This is a genomic window from Citrobacter cronae (assembly GCF_016893685.1).
Taxonomy (GTDB): Bacteria; Pseudomonadota; Gammaproteobacteria; order Enterobacterales; family Enterobacteriaceae; genus Citrobacter; species Citrobacter werkmanii.
Genome location: NZ_CP069763.1, coordinates 3,009,642 through 3,031,926, shown reverse-complemented (window position 1 = coordinate 3,031,926; position 22,285 = coordinate 3,009,642). Strand labels below are relative to the sequence as shown.

The window sequence follows — 22,285 nt, the reverse complement described above, 5'->3', positions numbered from 1 at the left end:
TGCCGAACAGGAGAAATATCATGACGAAACCTTACGTAAGACTTGATAAAGATAATGCGGCTGTATTGCTGGTCGATCATCAGGCTGGCTTGCTCTCTCTGGTTCGGGATATCGATCCCGATAAATTCAAGAATAACGTGCTTGCCCTGGGTGATCTGGCAAAATACTTCAAGCTCCCGACTATTCTGACCACCAGTTTTGAAACAGGACCGAACGGACCGCTGGTACCGGAACTAAAAGCTCAATTCCCCGATGCGCCTTATATTGCTCGCCCGGGAAACATCAACGCGTGGGATAACGAAGATTTTGTGAAGGCGGTGAAAGCGACTGGTAAAAAGCAGTTGATCATTGCTGGGGTCGTGACGGAAGTTTGTGTCGCCTTCCCTGCGCTCTCCGCGATAGAAGAAGGATTTGACGTTTTTGTCGTCACTGATGCTTCAGGTACATTTAACGAAATCACCCGCCATTCAGCATGGGATCGGATGTCGCAGGCTGGCGCGCAATTGATGACATGGTTCGGCGTCGCGTGTGAACTACACCGTGACTGGCGTAACGATATCGAAGGGCTGGCGACGTTGTTCTCTAATCACATTCCGGATTATCGCAATCTGATGACCAGCTACGATACGTTAACGAAACAGAAATAAAAAACCGGGGAATAACCTGGCGTAACATAATGCCTGATGGCGCGCGCGTTAAGGCCTACGGATCTGTAGGCCGGAGAAGGCACGAGCCGCCATCCGGCATATTATGAATTAGCTTGCAACCGCCATACCGACAGTCATATGCAGGCCATAGAACACGCCACGACCAATCAGCTCGCCGACTATCAACAGAATAAACGCGACGGAAAGCAGTGGTATTGCGGGTTGGTAACCTTTGACTTGCGGTACAATCCAGCAGCACAACGCTAACGCCAGTGCCACGATCCGCCAGGCCATCAGTGAGCCATAATCCGGAACCAGCGCAGACGCCTGTTGAATCGAACTGTGGATCGTCGCCAGTTCGGCCCCCTGCATTACAGACATAATGGCGCTTATGACCAGAGCAAGAACCGAAATGGCAGGCAGCAGACGCATCGCCCAACCGTCAATACCGGCAATTCTCAATAGCAGATATCCCAACAGCGGACCGCCCATAAACAGCGTCAGGAAGAAACCCAGCGGCGTCCAGACGCTGTACCAGGTCGGCACGGTATCAATGGTGTTATACACACGTACCATCATCCAGACAAAAACGACGCCCAGCACCATGGTGACAACTAACCACAGATTGCGTAGTGCGGGCGGCATTTTTTTCAACATCGCCAGCAGCCAGCCGATGCCGCCAATGGCAAAGAACACTGAACCACTGGCGATTTCATTGCTCAGCGCAGAAGCGCCTACGCGATTGAGCGAGTTAAAGGCACGCATCGGCGAGCCCAGATGGAGCATAGAAGCAATAAAGCCAATACCCATCAGTACCCACAGCCCGAACATGCAGGCGATTACCCGCTGCTGTGATTCAGGACGTAAGTCCCCTTTCATTAACGCCAACGCCAGAACGATAAAGCCACCAACCACACACTGTCCGAAGACCGTGAAGATCATCAGCGGCCATTCATGCCATCCACTTCCCATCTTACACCTCCTTCGGATTGGCCAGATAACCCGTGGTATCCCCGGTCGGGCGGCTATTGGCGTTAGGTTTGATAACAATGCTCGGTTTGGTGAAGTGCGCGCCCGGTAGTGGCGCAACCGCGGCCAGAGTACCGTGTTTTTTGCGCAGTTCGTCAATCGGACCGAAATCCAGCGCACGCAGTGGGCAGGACTCAACGCAGATAGGTTTCTTACCTTCAGCGACGCGCTCATGGCAGCCATCGCATTTGGTCATATGTCCTTTTTCAGCATTGTACTGGGGCGCACCGTAAGGACAGGCCATGTGGCAATACCGACAGCCAATGCACACATCTTCATCCACGACGACAAAGCCATCTTCACGTTTGTGCATCGCGCCGCTCGGACACACCTTGGTGCAGGCCGGGTCTTCACAGTGGTTACAGGCAATAGAGAGGTAATAGGCAAAGACGTTTTGATGCCAGACGCCATTGTCTTCTTGCCAGTCGCCACCCGCGTACTCGTAAATGCGGCGGAAACTGACATCCGGGGTTAAATTTTTGAAGTCTTTGCAAGCCAGTTCGCAGGTTTTGCAACCGGTGCAACGGCTGGAATCAATAAAAAATCCATACTGGGTTGTCATCGGTTACTCCTTACACCTTTTCAACCTGAACAAGGTTCGTATGTGACGGATTCCCCTTCGCGAGAGGAGAAGGACGCTGAGTCGTCAGGACGTTAATACAGCCGCCCTGATCCACACGCTTCGTGTCCGGGTCGTACCAGGCCCCTTCGCCTAATGCCACCACGCCGGGCATCATTCGCGGGGTCACTTTCGCTTCGATATGCACCTCGCCACGATCGTTAAAGATGCGTACTTTGTCGCCGTTGTTAATGCCACGTCGCTGCGCATCCAACGGATTGATCCACATTTCCTGGCGGCAGGATGCTTTCAGAACATCTACGTTGCCATAGGTCGAGTGAACGCGAGATTTGTAGTGGAAGCCGGTCAGTTGCAGCGGGAATTTCTCCACCAGCGGATCGTCTAAACTTTCAAAGCCAGGGGTATAAATCGGCAATGGATCGATCACATCCCCTTCCGGCAGTTCCCAGGTTGCCGCGATCTCGGCAAGCTGCTGCGAATAAATTTCGATCTTACCCGACGGCGTGGTGAGCGGATTGGCTTTGGGAGCCTCACGGAACGCTTTGTACGCCACGTGGTGCCCTTCAGGATCTCGCTGCTTAAAGATGCCTTGTTTGCGAAACTCTTCAAACCCAGGCAGTTCAGGAATGGCTTTACGCGACTGCTCATACAGATGACGCATCCACTCTTCCTGAGTACGACCTTCGGTAAACTGCTGCTCAACGCCAAGGCGTTTCGCCAGCTCGCTGGTCATCTGGTAGATAGTCTTGCATTCGAAACGTGGTTTGATCGCCTGATCGGTGAAAATCACATAGGACATGTTTCCGCAGGACGCATCCAGCGCGAAGTCCATCTGTTCGGAAGCAGTACAGTCTGGCAGCAAAATATCCGCATATTTCGCCGAGGAGGTCATATGGCAGTCGATGACCACGATCATCTCGCACTTTTTCTCATCCTGCAGGATTTCGTGCGTACGGTTAATATCAGAGTGCTGGTTAATCAGGCAGTTACCAGCATAGTTCCAGATCATTTTAATCGGAACATCAAGCTTATCTTTGCCGCGAACGCCGTCACGCAGCGCCGTCATCTCCGGGCCACGCTCAATAGCGTCCGTCCACATAAACATTGAGATGCTGGTTTCAACAGGGTTTTCCAGCGTAGGCATACGCTCAAACGGCAGACTGTATGAACCCTCACGCGCACCGCTGTTGCCGCCGTTGATACCAACATTACCGGTCAGAATGGCCAGCATAGAAATAGCGCGGGTCGCTATTTCACCGTTAGCATGACGCTGCGGCCCCCAACCCTGGCTGATGTATGCCGGTTTAGCGCTGCCAATTTCACGCGCCAGTTTGATGATACGGTCAGCGGGAATACCGGTAATCTGCGCCGCCCATTCCGGGGTCTTGGCAATACCGTCTGTCCCCTGCCCAAGAATATACGCCTTATAGTGGCCATTCTTCGGCGCGTCGGCCGGTAAGGTTTTCTCGTCGTAACCCACGCAGTATTTGTCGAGGAACGCCTGGTCCACCAGGTTTTCGGTGATCAGAACATACGCCAGACCATTAACCAGCGCCGCATCTGTACCAGGACGGATCGGGATCCATTCATCTTCACGCCCCGCGCCGGTGTCGGTATAGCGGGGATCGATAATAATCATCCGGGCATTGGATTTCTGGCGCGCCTGTTCAAGGTAGTAGGTTACCCCGCCCCCGCTCATACGGGTTTCACCAGGGTTATTACCGAACAGCACCACCAGCTTGCTGTTTTCTATATCGGACGGGCTGTTACCGTCGGCCCAGCCGCCGTAGGTGTAGTTCAACCCGGCAGCGATTTGTGCCGAAGAGTAGTCCCCGTAGTGATTCAGGTACCCACCACAGCAGTTCATCAGACGTGCCACCAGGGTTTTACCCGGCGGCCAGGAGCGTGTCAGGGTGCCACCTAGCGTGCCGGTGCCGTAGTTCAGGTAGATAGATTCGTTACCATAGTCTTTAATCAGACGCTGCATGTTGCTGGCAATAATCTCGTACGCCTCATCCCAACTGATGCGCTCAAATTTACCTTCGCCGCGCTTACCGACACGTTTCATCGGGTATTTAAGACGGTCGGGATTATAAACGCGACGACGCATGGAGCGACCACGCAGACAAGCACGCACCTGGTGCAGGCCATCATAGTTATCATCACCTGTGTTGTCGGTTTCGACATATTTTATTTCACCGTCTACCACATGCATCCGCAGTGGACAGCGGCTACCGCAGTTCACCGTACACGCGCTCCAGATGACTTTCTCATTGCGCTGCGTGGGATTAATGGCTTCTGCAGCGTTTGCAATACGGGTAAATGGCAGGGTAAACGCGCTACTGGCCACCGCCAGCCCGCCTATCGCCGTCGTTTTTACCAAACCGCGGCGACTAACCTCAGCGGCCAGCACGGCATCGGGGATCTTAGTTTTCATAGGGGCTCACTCTGCTGCTCACAATAAACAAAAAATAAATACTCGTTGTATATATTTTTATATATCGCTAGTATCACTATACAGACTGGTAGATACTGACTTTCATTCGAAGGCAGTATTACTCCTATGTAGGTAAGGGTTATTGTCCGACGTCAAACGGGCATAAAAAAAGCGCCCTGAGGCGCTTTTTAGCATAGAAAGATAGGTTAGCCGATGAATTCCAGGCCATTCATGTACGGACGTAATACTTCCGGAACCTGAATGCGGCCATCTGCCTGCTGATAGTTTTCCATTACCGCCACCAGCGTACGTCCAACTGCCAGACCGGAACCGTTCAGGGTATGCACCAGACGGGTCTTTTTGTCGGATTTGCTGCGGCAACGCGCTTGCATGCGACGCGCCTGGAAATCCCACACGTTGGAGCAGGATGAGATTTCGCGATAGGTATTCTGCGCTGGGATCCACACTTCCAGATCGTAGGTTTTGCATGCGCCGAAGCCCATGTCGCCTGTGCACAAAATGATCTTACGGTACGGCAGACCCAGCAGTTGAAGAACCTTCTCGGCGTGGCCGGTCATCTCTTCCAGTGCGTCCATTGAATCTTCCGGACGAACAATCTGCACCATCTCAACTTTATCGAACTGGTGCATACGGATCAGACCACGGGTATCACGACCGTAAGAGCCTGCTTCAGAACGGAAGCACGGCGTATGCGCGGTCATTTTGATCGGCAGCACATCTTCGTCAATGATTTCGTCACGCACCAGGTTAGTCAGCGGAACTTCGGCCGTTGGGATCAGCGCGTAGTTGCTGCTGTCAGCTTCTTCGTCCAACGGACGGGTATGGAACAGATCGCCAGCGAATTTCGGCAGTTGCCCGGTACCGTACAGCGTGTCATGGTTAACCAGATACGGAACATAGTTTTCGCTGTAACCATGCTGTTCGGTATGCAGATCCAGCATGAACTGAGACAGCGCACGATGCATACGTGCGATCTGCCCTTTCATGACCACGAAACGAGAGCCGGTAAGCTTCACCGCAGCGGCGAAATCAAGACCCGTGTGCATTTCACCCAGGGTAACATGATCGCGGACTTCGAAATCAAACTCACGCGGTGTACCCCAGCGGCTGACTTCGACGTTGTCATTTTCATCTTTACCCACCGGAACTTCATCCGCTGGCAGGTTAGGAATGGTCAGCGCAATGTCGCGGATCTCGGCCTGTAAGGTATCAAGTTCAGCTTTCGCGGCATCCAGCTCTTCGCCCAGTTTGTTCACTTCCAGACGTAAAGACTCGATATCTTCCCCGCGCGCTTTTGCCTGGCCAATGGATTTCGATCGAGAGTTACGCTCTGCCTGCAGGTTTTCAGTTTGTACCTGCAGAACTTTACGACGCTCTTCAAGAGCGCGCAGCTTATCTACATCCAGCTTAAAGCCCCGGCTTGCCAGTTTTTCTGCGACTGCGTCTGGCTCATTACGCAGCAGATTGGGATCGAGCATGCTTATCCTGTGCTTATCGAATTAAAATGGGAAAAGTGACCACAGCCTGCGGTCACAGGGATACAGAGACAACATTACCGCAACGATAACACTAACGGTAGCGTTTTATAGGGCTATTTTGATCCTGTCCGGCGAGCCAGGCGAGCTTTTCGCCAATCTTGCCTTCAAGACCTCTGTTTGTGGGGCGATAATAGCGCGTTTGTGCCATTTCCTGGGGGAAGTACTCTTCTCCGGCGGCATAGGCATTTGGTTCATCATGCGCGTAACGATACTCCTGACCGTAGCCCATCTCTTTCATCAGCTTAGTCGGCGCATTGCGCAGGTGAACGGGAACGTCGTAATCCGGACGTTCACGGGCGTCGGCCAGCGCGGCTTTAAAGGCGGTGTAAACCGCGTTACTCTTCGGCGCACAGGCCAGATAGACGATCGCCTGAGCGATTGCCCGCTCGCCTTCCGCGGGTCCCACGCGAGTGAAACAATCCCACGCGGAAATCGCCACCTGCATAGCGCGAGGATCTGCGTTGCCCACATCTTCAGAGGCAATCGCCAGGCAGCGACGGGCAACGTACAGCGGATCGCCACCAGCGGAAATGATTCGCGCATACCAGTAGAGCGCCGCATCCGGCGCGCTACCACGTACCGACTTGTGTAAGGCGGAGATGAGATCGTAAAAGCGATCGCCTTTATTATCAAAGCGCGCGCTGCGTTCACCGGCAATTTCGGTCAGCAATTCCGCTTTCAATACGCGCTTGCCGGAATCATCAACTTCGGCCATATCGGCCATCATTTCCAGCGTATTCAGCGCCCGCCGCGCATCACCATTAACCAGTTCAGCAATCGCCCGACGCGTCTCTTGTGGCAGAACAATATCCTGATCGCCGTAGCCACGCGCTTTGTCAGACATCGCCTGGTCAAGCACCTGTTCAATATCATCGGTGGTTAACGATTTCAGCAAATAAACGCGTGCCCGCGACAGCAGCGCCGAATTCAATTCAAACGAGGGGTTTTCGGTGGTAGCGCCAATAAACGTAATTGTACCGTCTTCAATATGCGGTAAAAACGCATCCTGCTGGCTTTTATTAAATCGATGGACTTCGTCCACAAACAGTATTGTGCGTCGGCCAGCGTTACGGTTCTGACGCGCACGCTCAATCGCTTCACGAATTTCTTTTACGCCAGAGGTGACCGCCGAAATTCGTTCAACATCGGCGTTAGCGTAACGGGCAATAACTTCAGCAAGGGTGGTTTTACCCGTTCCCGGCGGTCCCCATAAAATCATAGAGTGCAGGTGCCCGGCCTCAATGGCGCGGGGCAAAGGCTTACCCGTAGCCAGCAGATGCTGCTGGCCGATATACTGCGCTAAATTTTCTGGCCGCATACGCGCGGCCAGTGGCTGAAAGGTATTATCAGAAAAGTCGAGCGACAGATTGCTCACTCACACGCCTCTACTTACGTTGATCGTCAACCGTTACACCTTGTGGCGGGGTAAAGGTGAATTTAGATGGTTCAATCGCGCCATTCTGCTGCGATTTCAGTTGATAGCTGCTGCGCTGATCGTCTTGCTCAACGGCGCTAAACTGATGGATCGTCCCGTCACGCCCAACATTGATCGTAAACTGTTTCAGGTTTCCGTTGCTGGTTTTCGGCGTCAGCACGAAATCATCGCCGTTTTGCTTAATGTTGTACTGCTGCCAGTCGCTGGCCTGGTTACGCGCAATCAACATGAACGGCGTGTTGCCGGTGGCGTCTTTCAGCCAGGTTGCAGTAGCTTGTTCAACAAACGGGTTAAAGAACCACAGCGTTTTACCATCGGAGACCAGGATGCTCTCGTCAGGCTGCGTCATGTGCCAGTTAAACAGATTAGGACGTTTAACCCATAAATCACCCTGCCCCTCCTGCACTGCCGCACCGCTACCGTCCGTAACCTTTTGCGTAAAGCTGGCATGGAAGCTACTGACTTTATCCAGGCGGCTTTTCAGGTCGCTGGCAGCATCAGCCCAGACGCTGCTCACTACAAAGCTCGACAGTAATGCACAGGTGATTGCGATTCTTTTCATCGTTATTCCTCAAAATACGTCACTCCCAACGGGGAGATCCCTCTGCTATCCATTTCAGGCCAAAAAACAGCATGAGGAAAGTAGATAATACTGAATTACTTAACTTTGCAATCAATCGAAGGGCGGCGGAGCCAACACTTCACGATTACCATTATGCCCTTGCTCACTGACAATTCCCTGCGCTTCCATCTGTTCGATGATGCGCGCCGCTCGGTTGTAGCCGATACGGAACTGTCGTTGAACACCGGAGATGGAAGCTTTGCGTTTTTGGGTAACAAAGTTCACCGCCTGATCGAACAACGGATCTAACTCTTCGCCACCATCAAAGCCGCCAGCGCCACCTTCGCTTTCGCTGTCTGAGGTAATGCCATCAACATATTGTGGACGACCGCGCGCTTTCCAGTCCTGAACCACCGCATGAACTTCTTCGTCACGAACAAAGGCACCGTGTACACGCACAGGAATCGTCGAGTTCGGCGCCGAATAGAGCATATCGCCCATCCCCAGCAGCGATTCCGCGCCGCCCTGATCAAGGATAGTACGCGAGTCAATTTTGCTGGACACGGTAAAGGCAATACGCGTCGGGATATTCGCTTTAATCAGACCGGTAATGACGTCAACGGATGGTCGCTGGGTTGCCAGCACCAGGTGGATCCCCGCCGCACGCGCTTTTTGCGCCAGACGTGCAATCAGTTCTTCCACTTTCTTACCTACGGTCATCATCAGATCGGCGAATTCATCCACCAGAACAACGATATACGGCAGTTTTTCCAGCACTGGATGCTGAACGTCCATGCTGTCGCCCGGCTTCCAGTACGGGTCCGGGATCGGACGTCCCATACGAGCTGCTTCAGCGATTTTCTCGTTATAACCGGCAAGGTTACGTACGCCGAGCGCCGACATCAGTTTGTAGCGACGTTCCATTTCATTGACGCTCCAGCGCAAAGCGTTGGCAGCATCTTTCATGTCGGTCACAACTTCAGTCAGCAGATGCGGAATGCCTTCATAAACCGACAGCTCCAGCATTTTAGGGTCAATCATGATAAAGCGAACGTCTTCTGGCTGCGCCTTATACAACATGCTGAGGATCATGGCGTTCACCCCAACAGACTTACCGGAACCGGTAGTCCCTGCCACCAGCAGGTGCGGCATTTTCGCCAGATCGGCAACAACCGGTTCGCCCGCAATATCTTTACCCAGTACCACAGTCAACGGGGACGAGTTATCACGGAATTTCGCGTTATCTAACACTTCGCGCAGATAAACGGTTTGACGTTTTTTATTCGGTAATTCCAGTCCGACATACGGTTTGCCAGGAATGACCTCGACCACGCGGACCGCAGCGGTCGACAACGAACGCGCCAGATCTCGTGACAGGTTGGAAATGCGCGCCGCTTTAACCCCTGGTGCCAGGTTTAGTTCAAAACGGGTAATGACCGGCCCTGGAGAGTAGTTCACTACATCAGCTTTAATACGGAAGTCCGCCAGACGCGCTTCCACCAGACGCGCCATTTGTTCCAGTGCAAAAGTATCAATCGGCTCAACTTCACTCGGCGGCGGCGTGAGCAGATCTAACGATGGCAGCGGCGTACTCGGACGCTGAACCGGACGACTGTCGCCGTTACGCATCAAGAGTGGATGGATCAGGCTATCCTGCGGCGGCGGTGTAACAGGCTGTGCCGGCTGCTGGTAATGCTGCTGCGGAGCGACAGGCTGTGCCGGCTGCTGATAATGCTGCTGCGGTGCGGCAGGCTGTGCCGGCTGCTGRTAATGCTGCTGCGGWGCGACAGGCTGTGCCGGCTGCTGATAATGCTGCTGCGGTGCGGCAGGCTGTGCCGGCTGCTGATAATGCTGCTGCGGTGCGACTGGTTCCTGGTGCTGCGGCGCAGGCTCTGGCATCACGCCTGGCGTAAACAGCGGCTCATGCGGACCGTCATCCACCAGCGTTTTCATTGGCGAAAATTCAAAGTCATCAAGCGAGAACGGATTGGCCCCGGCAGGCTGTTCGCCGGAATAGCGCTGCTGCTGGGACGAGGCAAACTGGCGAGCCAGTTCCGCTTCTGCGGCCAAATCTTCGTCATCAGTCTGATGGGTATCGTCCTGATAATCATCGCCATAACGGTGCTGCTGAGACTGGGCAAACTGACGTGCCAGCTCATCCTGCTGCATTGCATCAATTTCATCATCGCTGTACGCATTGGTATCAAGCTGCTCTTCGCGAGCTTTCTCTTCAGCCATACGCTGTGACGGCAGTTTTATGCCATACGATGCTAACTCCCGACGAGTAGGCACGCGCACACGATTCGGGCGCGGCAGTTGCGGGCCAATTCCTTCTTTCACCTGCGGACGCGGCGCACCGCTACCCGCAAGGCTAAACACAGGTGCTGCGGCAGCGGCACTTGCCCCAGAAGCGGCGCTTTTCACCCCGGCAGCCAGCGGCGCAACGGCAGCAACAGACTCAACGGGCGGAATGGAGGCAGCCGTCGGCATAGATGGCATAGACGGCTTAACACGCTCAGGCTCCTGAGCGGGTTCTGGAATAGGCTGATACCAGGCGGCCAACTGCTCACGCTCGCGCGCTCGTTTCTCTTCGACTTCTTCAAAATAGTAGAGCGGTGGACGAGAGGGTTTCGTCTCCTCAACAACTGGCTCAGGTTCCACTACAGAAGGTTGTTCAACCATCGGTTGCTGGAACGCAGAAGGTTGTTGGAAGCCAGGCTCCTGCTGATAGACCGGTTGCGGCTCAGGCTCCGGCTGATAAACCGGTTCCGGCTGCCCGTTTTGCTGCGAGGTGAATTCCTGCGGCTGCGGCGCGGCGGGTTGCGCATACACCGGTTCAGACGTTTGCGGTGCGTAATATTCCGGCTGAGGATTCTCCTGTGCAACCGGCTGTTGCCATGGCTCATACGTCTGCTGCACCGCAGGCTGAGCATATTCGGCTGACTGCGGATAACCTTCAGGCGCAGGCGCAATCACCGCATCACCGGTTTGCGGGCCAGGCGCGGATTGCCAGGCAACGGCTGGCGTCGATTGTTCCATAACGGTGCTGGTAACTGGCGACGTTTGCAACAGCGGATCAACCGGCGCGCTCCAGGCCTGAGATGCCGTTGTGGCTGCTGCTGCGGCAGCTACCGGCTCTGTCACCGAATGACCGTTCAGCAGTGGATCGAGTTCGTCGTATTCAGGCAATGTTGCCCGATTACCGGAAAACAGCACATCGTTCGGATCGGCGACCACGCCACGGGCGCTGTATTCAATGTCGTCTTCATCATCCATGCGTTTGCCGGAGAACAGCGCAGCATCAGTATGACGGCCCAGCGGATTGGTAAATTTCTGAGCCAGGCGTTTACGGCGCGCTAACGCACCGCGCAGAATTCGAGCCCGACGCGATTCATGGGGTTTACCATCAGCGGCGTCGACAAACTCTTCTTCATCTTCATATTCTTCGTCATCGACCCAGGTATCGTCGCGGCGGGTACGGTTGCTGGCAAATGTCAGGATATTAAGTAACCAGCCACCCAGTTTTTCCGCAATGCTCACCCATGACCAGCCGGTAAACAGCGTTAATCCCGCAGCCCAGATGCACAAAAGCGTAAGCGTACCGCCGCTACTGTGCAGTAATGGCTGCAGCGTAGTGCTGAGCAGGCTGCCAATCACCCCGCCAGAGGCGAAATACCAAATGTCATCGGCGTTAATTGCGGCCAGCCCGCAGGAGGTGAGGATCAGGGCCAGAACGCCAATAATGCGCAATGAAACAGCAAAATAATCGACGTATTCGTCGCTGGCCTGGTGTCGCCAGGCAAACCAGCAGCCGCCGACAATAATGACCGGAATGGTGTAGGCCATGACGCCAAAAATAAAGAACAGCGTGTCCGCCAGCCATGCACCGGGAATGCCTCCCAGGTTATGGATAGGTTCATGCCATGCGGTTTGCGACCAACTGGGATCCGAAGGGTTAAAGCTGAGTAAGGCAGCCATCAACCAGACGGCAAAAAGGGCAATAAGGATCAGTAGCGCTTCCAGAAGTCGGCGCCCGCTGCTTAACTTCGTCAATGTGACGTCTTTGTCTTCAGTGTATTCCTGGCTCAAAAACGGCTCTCCAGGTTTCAGGCTTTTCCTGCCCGATGCTAAAACGGACAACAGCACCGGGTTGCCCCGGCACTGTTGCTGTATGGATTAACAGGAGTGTAATCAAACTGCGTCGATTTTGCACCTGTTCCGTGTTAGCGCGTCTTAATTACCAGACGATTGCTCTGTTTGACTTCTTCCATTACTACATAAGTACGTGTGTCATTTACGCCAGGCAGACGCAGCAGGGTTTCCCCCAGCAGCTTACGGTATGCTGACATATCCGGTACGCGTGTTTTCAGCAAATAGTCGAAATCACCGGAAACTAAATGACACTCTTGAATTTCTTCAAGTTTTTGTACTGCAGAGTTAAATTGTTCAAACACATCCGGGGCGCCACGATTCAGAGTTATCTCAACAAAAACCAGAAGTGATGCATCCAGATAATGTGGGTTTAACAGCGCTGTATAGCCCTGAATGAAACCCTGCCTTTCCAACCGACGCACACGCTCAAGGCAGGGCGTCGGTGAAAGTCCCACACGTTTAGAAAGCTCGACGTTAGAAATACGCCCATCCTTTTGCAGCTCATTAAGAATGTTACGATCAATACGGTCGAGATCTTTGCCAGGGCGCTTCTTACTATCTACCATTATTATTGTCTCTCTGTATTCCTTCCCTACTCCTGCCTGACTCTACTAACATCACTGTTCAGAGTCGCTCCCCATCAAAATAAACCGCAGCCCAGAGGGATTTACGGCTTGCAATGTCTGGGTTTATGGTGAGAAGACCGTTGCCTGTCGGCGGCTATCGACATCACGAATGGCATCTGTCCACACCATGCGTAGATTTCGCTAACACGGTAAACATGGTATCTACATGCATGATTATGCAGCACATACATGACACAGTTTTTTTCTTCCTTGAATGTTTTCGCAAAACAGCAGGGGATTGTCAAAGCAAAACATCGATTTTTAGTACAACATGCCAGTTATTCAGTCGCAGTGATGGAAATTCGTCATTTTATCACCTTATAACTGACCGATTTTAAGTAGAAATCGTTATAGTATTACGACTCAATCTGTCGTTCATCGGTTTCCACTATTACACATATTGTTAACAAAATCGCCATACTCTTTTTTTACGCCTGTAAATTCCCTACAATCCTGCTCATTGCCTGCCAACAACTATGGGGATCTCATGGGCGCAACCAAACACAGTAAACTTCTTATTCTGGGCTCAGGCCCTGCGGGATATACCGCTGCGGTCTACGCTGCACGCGCTAACCTGCAACCGGTACTGATTACCGGTATGGAAAAAGGAGGTCAGCTGACCACAACAACAGAAGTGGAAAACTGGCCTGGCGATCCGCACGATCTTACTGGCCCATTGCTGATGGAACGTATGCACGAACATGCGACCAAATTTGAGACAGAAATCATTTTTGATCACATCAGCAAAGTTGATCTGCAAAACCGCCCTTTCCGTCTGACCGGCGACAGCGGTGAATACACCTGTGACGCATTGATCATCGCCACTGGCGCGTCCGCACGCTACCTGGGTTTGCCTTCAGAGGAAGCATTTAAAGGCCGCGGCGTTTCCGCTTGCGCCACCTGCGACGGTTTCTTCTACCGTAACCAAAAAGTTGCGGTGATCGGCGGTGGCAATACCGCTGTTGAAGAAGCGTTGTATCTGGCAAATATCGCGTCTGAAGTACATTTGATTCACCGTCGCGACAGCTTCCGTGCTGAGAAAATTCTTATCAAGCGGTTGATGGATAAAGTGGAAAACGGCAACATCGTGCTGCATACGCACCGTACGCTGGAAGAAGTGACTGGCGATCAAATGGGCGTAACCGGACTGCGCCTGCGCGATACGCAAAATACTGACAACGTTGAATCACTTGACGTTGCGGGATTGTTTGTCGCCATCGGCCACAGCCCGAATACCGCCATTTTCGACGGCCAGCTCGAACTGGAAAACGGCTACATCAAAGTTCAGTCCGGTATTCACGGCAATGCGACGCAAACCAGCATTCCAGGCGTCTTCGCAGCGGGTGACGTGATGGACCATATTTATCGCCAGGCGATCACTTCTGCTGGCACGGGTTGTATGGCTGCGCTTGACGCAGAACGTTATCTCGACGGTCTGGCAGACGCTTGCAAATAAGTTTTACAAATCAGTAACAAAAGTAAAAAAGGCGACTATAAGTCGCCTTTATTTTTGCCTCGTTGTAACATTGTCCTGCCCAAAAATTCCAATAACTCACCTGCTAAGCGTGCAATGAATAAAACCCGTCAAAAAGAGCTGACCCGCTGGTTAAAACAGCAAAGTGTAATATCCCAACGATGGCTGAACATTTCACGCCTGCTGGGATTCGTGAGCGGCCTGTTAATTGTCGCTCAGGCCTGGCTCATGGCCCGAATTCTGGACCATATGATCATGGGCAATATCCCCCGGGAAGCGCTTCTGCTCCCTTTCATCGTGCTGATTTTGGTTTTCATCCTGCGCGCATGGGTCGTCTGGTTGCGCGAACGCGTCGGGTTTCACGCCGGGCAACATATTCGCTTTGAGATTCGTCGCCAGGTTCTCGATCGCCTGCAACAGGCGGGTCCGGCCTGGATACAGGGTAAACCAGCCGGGAGCTGGGCGACCCTGATCCTCGAGCAGATTGACGATATGCATGACTACTATGCGCGTTATCTGCCGCAAATGGCGCTGGCCGTATGCGTTCCCCTGTTGATTGTGGCGGCCGTTTTTCCGTCAAACTGGGTAGCCGCTCTTATTCTGCTCGGAACCGCCCCGCTAATCCCTCTGTTTATGGCGATGGTCGGTATGGGCGCAGCCGACGCTAACCGCCGCAACTTTCAGGCGCTTGCCCGACTAAGCGGTCATTTTCTCGATCGCCTCCGGGGTATGGAAACGCTGAGAATATTTGGCCGCGGTGAAGCCGAAACAGAAAGTATTCGCGCAGCATCACAGGATTTCCGCCAGCGCACGATGGAAGTCCTGCGCCTGGCATTCCTGTCATCCGGGGTCCTCGAGTTCTTTACGTCGTTGTCTATCGCTCTGGTCGCGGTTTACTTCGGTTTTTCCTACCTCGGCGAGCTCGACTTCGGCCACTACGGTATGGGCGTCACGCTGGCGTCCGGTTTCCTGGCGCTCATTCTGGCACCAGAGTTTTTCCAACCCCTGCGCGATCTCGGGACGTTTTATCACGCCAAAGCGCAAGCCGTTGGAGCAGCAGACAGTCTGAAAACCTTTATGGAAACCCCGCTGGCGCACCCTGAGCGTGGTGAGATTGAGTTGGCGACGAAAGATGCCGTTTCAATTGAGGCTGCAGGTCTGGTCATCACCTCACCGGAAGGCAAAGTGCTTGCGGGACCGCTCAACTTTACCCTGGCAGCAGGCCAACGTGCGGTGGTAGTGGGTCGTAGCGGCTCCGGAAAAAGTTCGCTGCTGAATGTTCTGTCCGGCTTTCTTTCTTATCAAGGGTCGCTGCGGATTAACGGTTTTGAACTACGCGACCTGTCGCCTGATTCCTGGCGCAAACAGCTATCGTGGGTTGGGCAAAACCCGCAGCTTCCTGCCGCCACGTTACGAGAAAACGTACTGCTGGCACGGCCCGATGCCAGTGAAGAACAGCTTCAGGCCGCACTCGACAGCGCCTGGGTGAGCGAGTTTTTACCGCTGCTGCCGCAGGGCGTAGATACGCCAGTCGGCGATCAGGCAGCCCGACTTTCTGTTGGTCAAGCGCAGCGCGTGGCCGTGGCGCGCGCGTTACTTAATCCGTGTCAGTTGCTTCTGCTGGACGAACCCGCAGCCAGCCTTGATGCCCACAGTGAACAACGCGTGATGCAGGCATTGAACGCAGCATCGCGCCGCCAGACCACGCTGATGGTGACGCACCAGCTTGAAGATCTTGCCGACTGGGATGCTATCTGGGTCATGCAGGATGGTCAGATCGTTGAACAAGGTAGCTGGGCTGAACTTAGCGCTGCCGACGGTGCTTTTGCAACACTACTGGCTCATCGTCAGGAGGATATCTAAATGCGCGCTTTGCTACCCTATCTGACGCTGTATAAACGTCACAAATGGATGTTAACGCTGGGCATCGTTCTGGCAATCGTTACGCTGCTGGCCAGTATTGGCTTGCTGACGCTCTCAGGTTGGTTCCTGTCTGCTTCTGCGGTGGTGGGCGTCACTGGAATTTACAGTTTTAACTATATGCTCCCCGCCGCGGGCGTACGTGGTGCGGCAATCACCCGAACCGCAGGCCGTTATTTCGAGCGCCTGGTCAGTCACGACGCCACGTTCCGAGTGCTGCAACACCTGCGTATTTATACCTTCAGCAAGCTGCTACCGCTCTCCCCTGCTGGCCTGTCCCGCTATAGACAAGGTGAATTACTTAACCGCGTCGTCGCTGATGTCGACACGCTCGATCATCTTTATTTACGCGTTCTGTCTCCGCTGGTGGGGGCGTTTGTCGTCATCATGGTGGTCACGCTGGGACTGAGCGTTCTCGATTTCACGCTGGCTGTCACCCTCGGCGGTATTATGCTGCTGACCTTATTCATTCTGCCCCCACTTTTTTATCAGGCCGGCAAAAGTACCGGGCAAAACCTGACGCATTTGCGTGGGCAATATCGTCAGCAATTAACCTCCTGGCTGCAGGGCCAGGCTGAATTAACTATCTTCGGCGCCAGTGAACGCTACCGGGCTCAAATGGAAGCCACCGAATTGCAGTGGCATGAAGCGCAGCGACGTCAGTCCGAATTAACGGCACTGTCGCAGGCGATCATGCTGTTAATCGGCGCGCTGGCGGTGATTATGATGTTATGGATGGCCTCAGGCGACGTGGGCGGAAATACCCAGCCAGGCGCGCTAATCGCGCTGTTTGTCTTCTGTGCGCTGGCTGCGTTTGAGGCATTAGCGCCTGTCACCGGCGCGTTTCAGCATCTCGGCCAGGTTATCGCCTCTGCATTACGCATCACCGAACTGACCGAACAGCAGCCAGAAGTCACCTTCCCGGATACCGAATCTCCGGTTTCTGAGCAGCTCACTCTTACCCTGCGTGAGGTCTCATTCAGCTATCCGGGGCAGACGCAAAAAGCACTCGACACCCTTTCTTTACTGGCAAAACCCGGTGAGCACATCGCTATTTTAGGTCGCACCGGCTGCGGAAAGTCAACGTTGCTGCAATTGCTGACCCGCGCATGGGATCCGCAGAGTGGCGAAATCCTGATTAACGATCGACCGCTTTCAGCCCTGAATGAAGCCACGTTGCGCCACATCATCAGCGTCGTGCCACAGCGCGTACATCTGTTTAGCGCTACGCTTCGCGATAACCTGCTGCTGGCAGCTCCGCACGCCGGCGATGAAGCATTATCCGCGATCCTGCGCCGCGTCGGTCTGGAAAAACTGCTTGAAGACGATGGGCTCAACGCCTGGTTGGGCGAAGGCGGTCGTCAGCTTTCCGGCGGCGAGCTCCGCCGTCTGGCTATCGCCCGCGCCTTGCTGCATGATGCCCCGCTGATGCTGCTGGATGAGCCTACCGAAGGGCTTGATGCCACAACAGAAAGCCAAATGCTTGAATTAATTGGCGATGTGATGCGGGATAAAACAGTGCTGATGGTCACACATCGTCTGCGCGGATTGTCGCGTTTCGATCAAATAATAGTGATGGACAACGGACAAATTATTGAGCAAGGTAATCACGCAGATCTGTTAGCCAGGCAGGGGCGTTATTACCAGTTTAAGCAACGTCTGTAAGCTATTATTGAACGATCAAACTCGCGTAGTGGAGTTTCACTGTCATGCGCCTGGTGCAACTGTCCCGCCATTCTATAGCCTTCCCATCACCGGAAGGCGCTTTACGCGAGCCTAACGGTTTACTGGCGCTGGGAGGCGATCTTAGCCCTGCCCGCCTGTTGATGGCCTACCAGCGCGGTATTTTCCCGTGGTTTTCTCCCGGTGACCCTATTCTCTGGTGGTCACCCGATCCGCGCGCCATTCTTTGGCCTGAGAACTTTCACCTCAGTCGCAGCATGAAACGCTTTCATAAAAATTCGCCTTATCGTGTGACGCTCAACTACGCGTTCGGTCAGGTGATTGAAGGCTGTGCGAACGATCGGGAAGAAGGCACCTGGATCACACACGATGTGGTGGACGCTTACCATCGGCTGCACGAACTGGGACATGCGCACTCAATTGAAGTATGGCGACAAAATGAATTAGTCGGCGGCATGTATGGCGTAGCGCAAGGTACGCTGTTTTGTGGCGAATCAATGTTCAGTCGTCAGGAAAATGCGTCCAAGACCGCACTACTTGTTTTTTGCGCGGAATTTATCCGTCAGGGCGGAAAATTAATCGACTGCCAGGTGTTAAATAGCCACACAGCATCCCTGGGCGCCATCGAAACCCCGCGACGGGAGTACCTTGAGCAGCTGAGCAGACTGCGTCAGCAGCGGCTACCGAGCCATTTCTGGATACCAAGGACGTTATTTTCGCCTCAGGGGTGAATGTTTTCGGCACATTTTTTGTCGGGGTGTTATAATTGTGCCGCAGAGTTGGTTTAGCCCATTACCCCGCCGCCGTTAAGGAACAGTTCGCGCCAGGCAACGCCTATCGTTTATCTCCTCGTTCCCTTATACGTTGCGCTTTACGTGCAGCTTTGCCGTGGGTGGTCAGAGTAATGCGCCAAACCCGATTTGCTGTGTTTTAAACGCACAAATCTTTACTTATTAAAAGAACTTCGGCATTATCTTGCCGGTTCAAATTACGGTAGTGATACCCCAGAGGATTAGATGGCCAAAGAAGACAATATTGAAATGCAGGGTACCGTTCTCGATACGTTACCTAATACCATGTTCCGCGTAGAGTTAGAAAACGGTCACGTGGTTACTGCACACATCTCCGGTAAAATGCGCAAAAACTATATCCGCATCCTGACGGGCGACAAAGTGACTGTTGAGCTGACCCCGTACGACCTGAGCAAAGGCCGCATTGTCTTCCGTAGTCGCTGATTGTTTTCACGCCACCATGATGGCGTCCAGATAATAAAAGGTCGGTTTAACCGGCCTTTTTTATAGGCTGAGGATCTGTATTTAATCCTCAATCATCCGCGCATATTCTTCTGTTAAGAAATCCACCAGGGCGCGTACCGAGGGCAGTAATCCCCGACGAGACGGAAAGACTGCGTGAATAATTTCCCGCTTGGGCTCCCAACCGTCGAGCAATGCCACCAGTTCACCCGCCGCTAATTGCTCTTTCACCATCAGTTGCGGAAGTTGTACAACCCCCACGCCGGCAATCGCGGCTTCACGTAACGCCAGCATATCAGTGGTGATCATTCGCGGCGTGAAATGCACCTCCGCCCGTGCGCCCTGTGGGCCGAATAGCTCCCAGCGATGCACATGTTTACCCGATGCCAGACTCAGGCCCGGCCAACGGGTCAATTCCGCCGGGGAGTTAACCGCGCCCATTTGTTCAATTAATCGCGGGCTGGCATATAACCGGTGTCCCCTGTCTGCAAGTACCCGCATCACCAGGTCGCTATCCTCAAATGGACGAGGTCTGACGCGAATCGCCACGTCCAGACCTTCACCGATAACATCAACGCGACGGTTCGTCGCCTCAAGCTGCACGGATACATCGGGATAACGCGCCATAAATCGGGCAAGCATTGGCCCAATATGCACATGCAACAAGGTGACCGGACAAGTCAGCTTCACAACGCCACGCGGCTCAACCTGTAAAGCCGCAATGGCATCCTGCGCCGCCTGCGCTTCCACCAGCATCGCCTTACAGTGCTCGTAAAAGGTTTGTCCGACTTCAGTCACGTTAAACTGCCGGGTGGTTCGCTGAATAAGTCGAACCCCCAACCTCTCTTCAAGTTGCGCAATACGTCGGCTCAGTTTTGATTTCGGTTCATCAAGCGCACGCCCCGCCGCGGCGAATCCACCTTCCTCTACGACATGTACAAACCAGGCAAAATCATTGAGATCCGGCTTTGTCATTTTATTGTCCTATTAATGAGACAGTGAAGACCATTTTAGCGACTACTCAATTCGCTGTCATGAATATAAGCTTATTCACATCAAGATAACGCCACTGAGGAGACACAAATGAAACAAGTAACAGGCGTCTACACCGCACCTCGCCCGCACTGGGTTGGCGATGGATTTCCGGTTCGCTCAATGTTCTCTTACCAGTCTCATGCAGAGCAGTTAAGTCCATTCCTGCTGCTGGATTACGCCGGTCCGCATACGTTCACACCGGGTAACGAAAAGCGCGGCGTCGGCGAACACCCTCACCGTGGTTTTGAAACGGTGACCATCGTTTACAGCGGTGAAGTTGAACATCGTGATTCAACCGGTCGCGGCGGCATTATCGGTCCCGGCGACGTGCAGTGGATGACCGCAGGTGCAGGAATTTTGCACGAAGAGTTCCATTCACCGGAATTTACCCGTCGGGGCGGCGAACTGGAAATGGTACAGCTGTGGGTCAACCTGCCGGCAAAAGACAAAATGGCCACGCCGGGTTATCAGAGCATCACCAGCGATGTTATCCCAACGGTTGCTCTGCCTGATGAAGCAGGAAGCGTTCGCGTTATTGCGGGTAGCTACGAGGAAACCAAAGGGCCTGCACATACCTTTTCGCCGCTGAACGTCTGGGATATGCGACTGCAACGTAATCATCAGCTCGCGTTGTCTCAGCCTGAAGGATGGAGCACCGCGCTGGTGGTATTGAAAGGCAATATCACCGTAAACGGCGCCACGCCAGCCAGCGAAGCGCAACTGGTGGTGCTAAGCCAGCAGGGGAAAACGCTGCACATTGAAGCCACCAGCGATGCCATCGTGCTGCTGCTGTCTGGTGAACCGTTGAACGAGCCAATTGTAGGTTACGGCCCGTTTGTCATGAACACGAAACAAGAAATCGCTGAAGCCGTACGCGATTTTAACTCCGGCCGTTTTGGCCAAATCTGAATCGAAGGAGAAGAATATGTCCAGTCCTGCAAACTTTAATGGTTCACGTCCGGTCATCGATGTGAATGATTCCGTCATGCTGCTTATCGACCATCAGAGCGGGCTTTTCCAGACCGTCGGCGATATGCCAATGCCAGAGCTGCGTGCGCGTGCTGCTGCGCTGGCTAAAATGGCCACCCTGGCGAAAATGCCGGTGATTACCACGGCGTCTGTACCGCAGGGACCTAATGGCCCGCTGATCCCTGAGATCCATGCCAATGCGCCCCACGCCCAATACGTGGCGCGTAAAGGCGAAATCAACGCCTGGGATAACGAAGACTTCGTTAAAGCGGTAAAAGCAACAGGTCGTAAGACGCTGATTATCGCCGGTACGATCACCAGCGTCTGCATGGCTTTCCCGGCCATCAGCGCAGTGGCTGAAGGTTATAAGGTCTTCGCCGTAATCGACGCCTCCGGCACCTACAGCAAAATGGCGCAGGAAATTACCCTGGCACGCGTGGTTCAGGCTGGCGTCGTGCCGATGGATACCGCTGCCGTCGCTTCTGAAATTCAGGGGACATGGAACCGTGAAGACGCCGCTGAATGGGCTGAAGTGTATACCAAAGTCTTCCCGGCGTATCAGTTGCTGATAGAAAGCTACAGCAAAGCCCAGGAAGTCGTGACCAACGGCGAAAAACTGGACTCTCAGCGTTAATTATATCCTCCGCGCCAGTCCGGGCGGAGGAATATGTACACTGCGTAACCAAACAACAGTGAACCTGTAAATTCTGCTTGACCGTTTTAGCGCAACTCCCTATAGTAGCGCCCCGTTGCCCCCCAAGCGGTCAGGCAGCAATACAATATGGTGAGGTGTCCGAGTGGCTGAAGGAGCACGCCTGGAAAGTGTGTATACGGCAACGTATCGGGGGTTCGAATCCCCCCCTCACCGCCATATTTTAAGAAGAGCTCGTACGCAAGTACGGGCTTTTTTTTCGCATGTTGCAT

At 53.6% G+C, this 22,285-nt stretch carries 17 protein-coding genes and 1 tRNA gene; 9 read left to right on the top strand and 9 right to left on the bottom strand.

Going from position 1 to position 22,285, the window contains the following annotated elements:
* Nucleotides 1-20: 20 nt before the first annotated feature.
* Nucleotides 21-647, top strand: a complete 627-nt coding sequence (gene ycaC / locus JSN25_RS13025) for an isochorismate family cysteine hydrolase YcaC (protein ID WP_016152433.1) — start codon at nucleotides 21-23, stop codon at nucleotides 645-647.
* Nucleotides 648-755: 108 nt separating this feature from the next.
* Here ycaC and JSN25_RS13020 read toward each other — a convergent pair whose 3' ends face one another.
* From JSN25_RS13020 to lrp, 8 genes are all read right to left on the bottom strand, one after another.
* Nucleotides 756-1,619: a dimethyl sulfoxide reductase anchor subunit family protein gene (locus JSN25_RS13020; RefSeq protein WP_038639293.1), complete on the bottom strand. Its 864-nt coding sequence runs from the start codon at nucleotides 1,617-1,619 to the stop codon at nucleotides 756-758.
* Nucleotide 1,620: 1 nt separating this feature from the next.
* A complete protein-coding gene (locus tag JSN25_RS13015) occupies nucleotides 1,621-2,238 on the bottom strand; it encodes a DMSO/selenate family reductase complex B subunit (RefSeq protein ID WP_038639290.1) in 618 nt (205 codons plus the stop codon).
* Nucleotides 2,239-2,248: 10 nt separating this feature from the next.
* Nucleotides 2,249-4,693, bottom strand: a complete 2,445-nt coding sequence (gene dmsA / locus JSN25_RS13010) for a dimethylsulfoxide reductase subunit A (protein ID WP_204525005.1) — start codon at nucleotides 4,691-4,693, stop codon at nucleotides 2,249-2,251.
* Between the two features lie 206 nt (nucleotides 4,694-4,899).
* Entirely contained in the window at nucleotides 4,900-6,192 is a 1,293-nt protein-coding gene (gene serS / locus JSN25_RS13005; protein WP_003035737.1) for a serine--tRNA ligase, read from the bottom strand.
* 91 nt (nucleotides 6,193-6,283) lie between these two features.
* Entirely contained in the window at nucleotides 6,284-7,627 is a 1,344-nt protein-coding gene (gene rarA / locus JSN25_RS13000; protein ID WP_137350464.1) for a replication-associated recombination protein RarA, read from the bottom strand.
* A gap of 10 nt (nucleotides 7,628-7,637) precedes the next feature.
* Complete coding sequence (gene lolA, locus JSN25_RS12995; RefSeq protein ID WP_085049191.1) at nucleotides 7,638-8,249, bottom strand: outer membrane lipoprotein periplasmic chaperone LolA; 612 nt, start codon at nucleotides 8,247-8,249, stop codon at nucleotides 7,638-7,640.
* Nucleotides 8,250-8,360: 111 nt separating this feature from the next.
* Nucleotides 8,361-12,338 (bottom strand): DNA translocase FtsK, encoded by a 3,978-nt coding sequence (ftsK, locus tag JSN25_RS12990; RefSeq protein WP_204525004.1) that lies wholly within the window; start codon nucleotides 12,336-12,338, stop codon nucleotides 8,361-8,363.
* Nucleotides 12,339-12,472: 134 nt separating this feature from the next.
* Complete coding sequence (gene lrp, locus JSN25_RS12985) at nucleotides 12,473-12,967, bottom strand: leucine-responsive transcriptional regulator Lrp (RefSeq protein WP_002439523.1); 495 nt, start codon at nucleotides 12,965-12,967, stop codon at nucleotides 12,473-12,475.
* 547 nt (nucleotides 12,968-13,514) lie between these two features.
* Here lrp and trxB point away from each other — a divergent pair.
* From trxB to infA, 5 genes are all read left to right on the top strand, one after another.
* Entirely contained in the window at nucleotides 13,515-14,483 is a 969-nt protein-coding gene (trxB, locus tag JSN25_RS12980) for a thioredoxin-disulfide reductase (RefSeq protein ID WP_003831889.1), read from the top strand.
* Nucleotides 14,484-14,597: 114 nt separating this feature from the next.
* A complete protein-coding gene (cydD, locus tag JSN25_RS12975; protein ID WP_085049189.1) occupies nucleotides 14,598-16,364 on the top strand; it encodes a heme ABC transporter permease/ATP-binding protein CydD in 1,767 nt (588 codons plus the stop codon).
* The gene (cydC, locus tag JSN25_RS12970) at nucleotides 16,365-18,086 is read left to right on the top strand and encodes a heme ABC transporter ATP-binding protein/permease CydC (RefSeq protein WP_204525003.1); all 1,722 of its coding nucleotides are present in this window, start codon (nucleotides 16,365-16,367) and stop codon (nucleotides 18,084-18,086) included.
* Nucleotides 18,087-18,130: 44 nt separating this feature from the next.
* Complete coding sequence (gene aat, locus JSN25_RS12965; protein WP_038639268.1) at nucleotides 18,131-18,835, top strand: leucyl/phenylalanyl-tRNA--protein transferase; 705 nt, start codon at nucleotides 18,131-18,133, stop codon at nucleotides 18,833-18,835.
* A 285-nt stretch (nucleotides 18,836-19,120) separates the two neighbouring features.
* A complete protein-coding gene (gene infA, locus JSN25_RS12955; RefSeq protein ID WP_002211347.1) occupies nucleotides 19,121-19,339 on the top strand; it encodes a translation initiation factor IF-1 in 219 nt (72 codons plus the stop codon).
* Nucleotides 19,340-19,420: 81 nt separating this feature from the next.
* Here infA and JSN25_RS12950 read toward each other — a convergent pair whose 3' ends face one another.
* Nucleotides 19,421-20,332: a LysR family transcriptional regulator gene (locus JSN25_RS12950; protein ID WP_069323241.1), complete on the bottom strand. Its 912-nt coding sequence runs from the start codon at nucleotides 20,330-20,332 to the stop codon at nucleotides 19,421-19,423.
* Between the two features lie 108 nt (nucleotides 20,333-20,440).
* Between JSN25_RS12950 and JSN25_RS12945 the strand changes: the two genes are divergently transcribed.
* The 3 genes from JSN25_RS12945 to JSN25_RS12935 all read left to right on the top strand — a co-directional run bounded on the left by JSN25_RS12945 (nucleotide 20,441) and on the right by JSN25_RS12935 (nucleotide 22,232).
* The gene (locus JSN25_RS12945; RefSeq protein WP_137347945.1) at nucleotides 20,441-21,301 is read left to right on the top strand and encodes a pirin family protein; all 861 of its coding nucleotides are present in this window, start codon (nucleotides 20,441-20,443) and stop codon (nucleotides 21,299-21,301) included.
* Between the two features lie 16 nt (nucleotides 21,302-21,317).
* Nucleotides 21,318-21,995 (top strand): isochorismatase family protein, encoded by a 678-nt coding sequence (locus JSN25_RS12940; RefSeq protein WP_032939929.1) that lies wholly within the window; start codon nucleotides 21,318-21,320, stop codon nucleotides 21,993-21,995.
* A gap of 149 nt (nucleotides 21,996-22,144) precedes the next feature.
* Nucleotides 22,145-22,232: transfer RNA gene (locus tag JSN25_RS12935), tRNA-Ser, on the top strand.
* Nucleotides 22,233-22,285 lie beyond the last annotated feature (53 nt).

Excerpts from the sequence above, each read along its gene's own strand:
- ycaC (WP_016152433.1), top strand. The coding sequence starts at position 21 with ATGACGAAACCTTACGTAAGACTTGATAAAGATAATGCGGCTGTATTG.
- JSN25_RS13020 (WP_038639293.1), bottom strand. The coding sequence starts at position 1,619 with ATGGGAAGTGGATGGCATGAATGGCCGCTGATGATCTTCACGGTCTTC.
- JSN25_RS13015 (WP_038639290.1), bottom strand. The coding sequence starts at position 2,238 with ATGACAACCCAGTATGGATTTTTTATTGATTCCAGCCGTTGCACCGGT.
- dmsA (WP_204525005.1), bottom strand. The coding sequence starts at position 4,693 with ATGAAAACTAAGATCCCCGATGCCGTGCTGGCCGCTGAGGTTAGTCGC.
- serS (WP_003035737.1), bottom strand. The coding sequence starts at position 6,192 with ATGCTCGATCCCAATCTGCTGCGTAATGAGCCAGACGCAGTCGCAGAA.
- lolA (WP_085049191.1), bottom strand. The coding sequence starts at position 8,249 with ATGAAAAGAATCGCAATCACCTGTGCATTACTGTCGAGCTTTGTAGTG.
- lrp (WP_002439523.1), bottom strand. The coding sequence starts at position 12,967 with ATGGTAGATAGTAAGAAGCGCCCTGGCAAAGATCTCGACCGTATTGAT.
- trxB (WP_003831889.1), top strand. The coding sequence starts at position 13,515 with ATGGGCGCAACCAAACACAGTAAACTTCTTATTCTGGGCTCAGGCCCT.
- cydD (WP_085049189.1), top strand. The coding sequence starts at position 14,598 with ATGAATAAAACCCGTCAAAAAGAGCTGACCCGCTGGTTAAAACAGCAA.
- cydC (WP_204525003.1), top strand. The coding sequence starts at position 16,365 with ATGCGCGCTTTGCTACCCTATCTGACGCTGTATAAACGTCACAAATGG.
- aat (WP_038639268.1), top strand. The coding sequence starts at position 18,131 with ATGCGCCTGGTGCAACTGTCCCGCCATTCTATAGCCTTCCCATCACCG.
- infA (WP_002211347.1), top strand. The coding sequence starts at position 19,121 with ATGGCCAAAGAAGACAATATTGAAATGCAGGGTACCGTTCTCGATACG.
- JSN25_RS12950 (WP_069323241.1), bottom strand. The coding sequence starts at position 20,332 with ATGACAAAGCCGGATCTCAATGATTTTGCCTGGTTTGTACATGTCGTA.
- JSN25_RS12945 (WP_137347945.1), top strand. The coding sequence starts at position 20,441 with ATGAAACAAGTAACAGGCGTCTACACCGCACCTCGCCCGCACTGGGTT.
- JSN25_RS12940 (WP_032939929.1), top strand. The coding sequence starts at position 21,318 with ATGTCCAGTCCTGCAAACTTTAATGGTTCACGTCCGGTCATCGATGTG.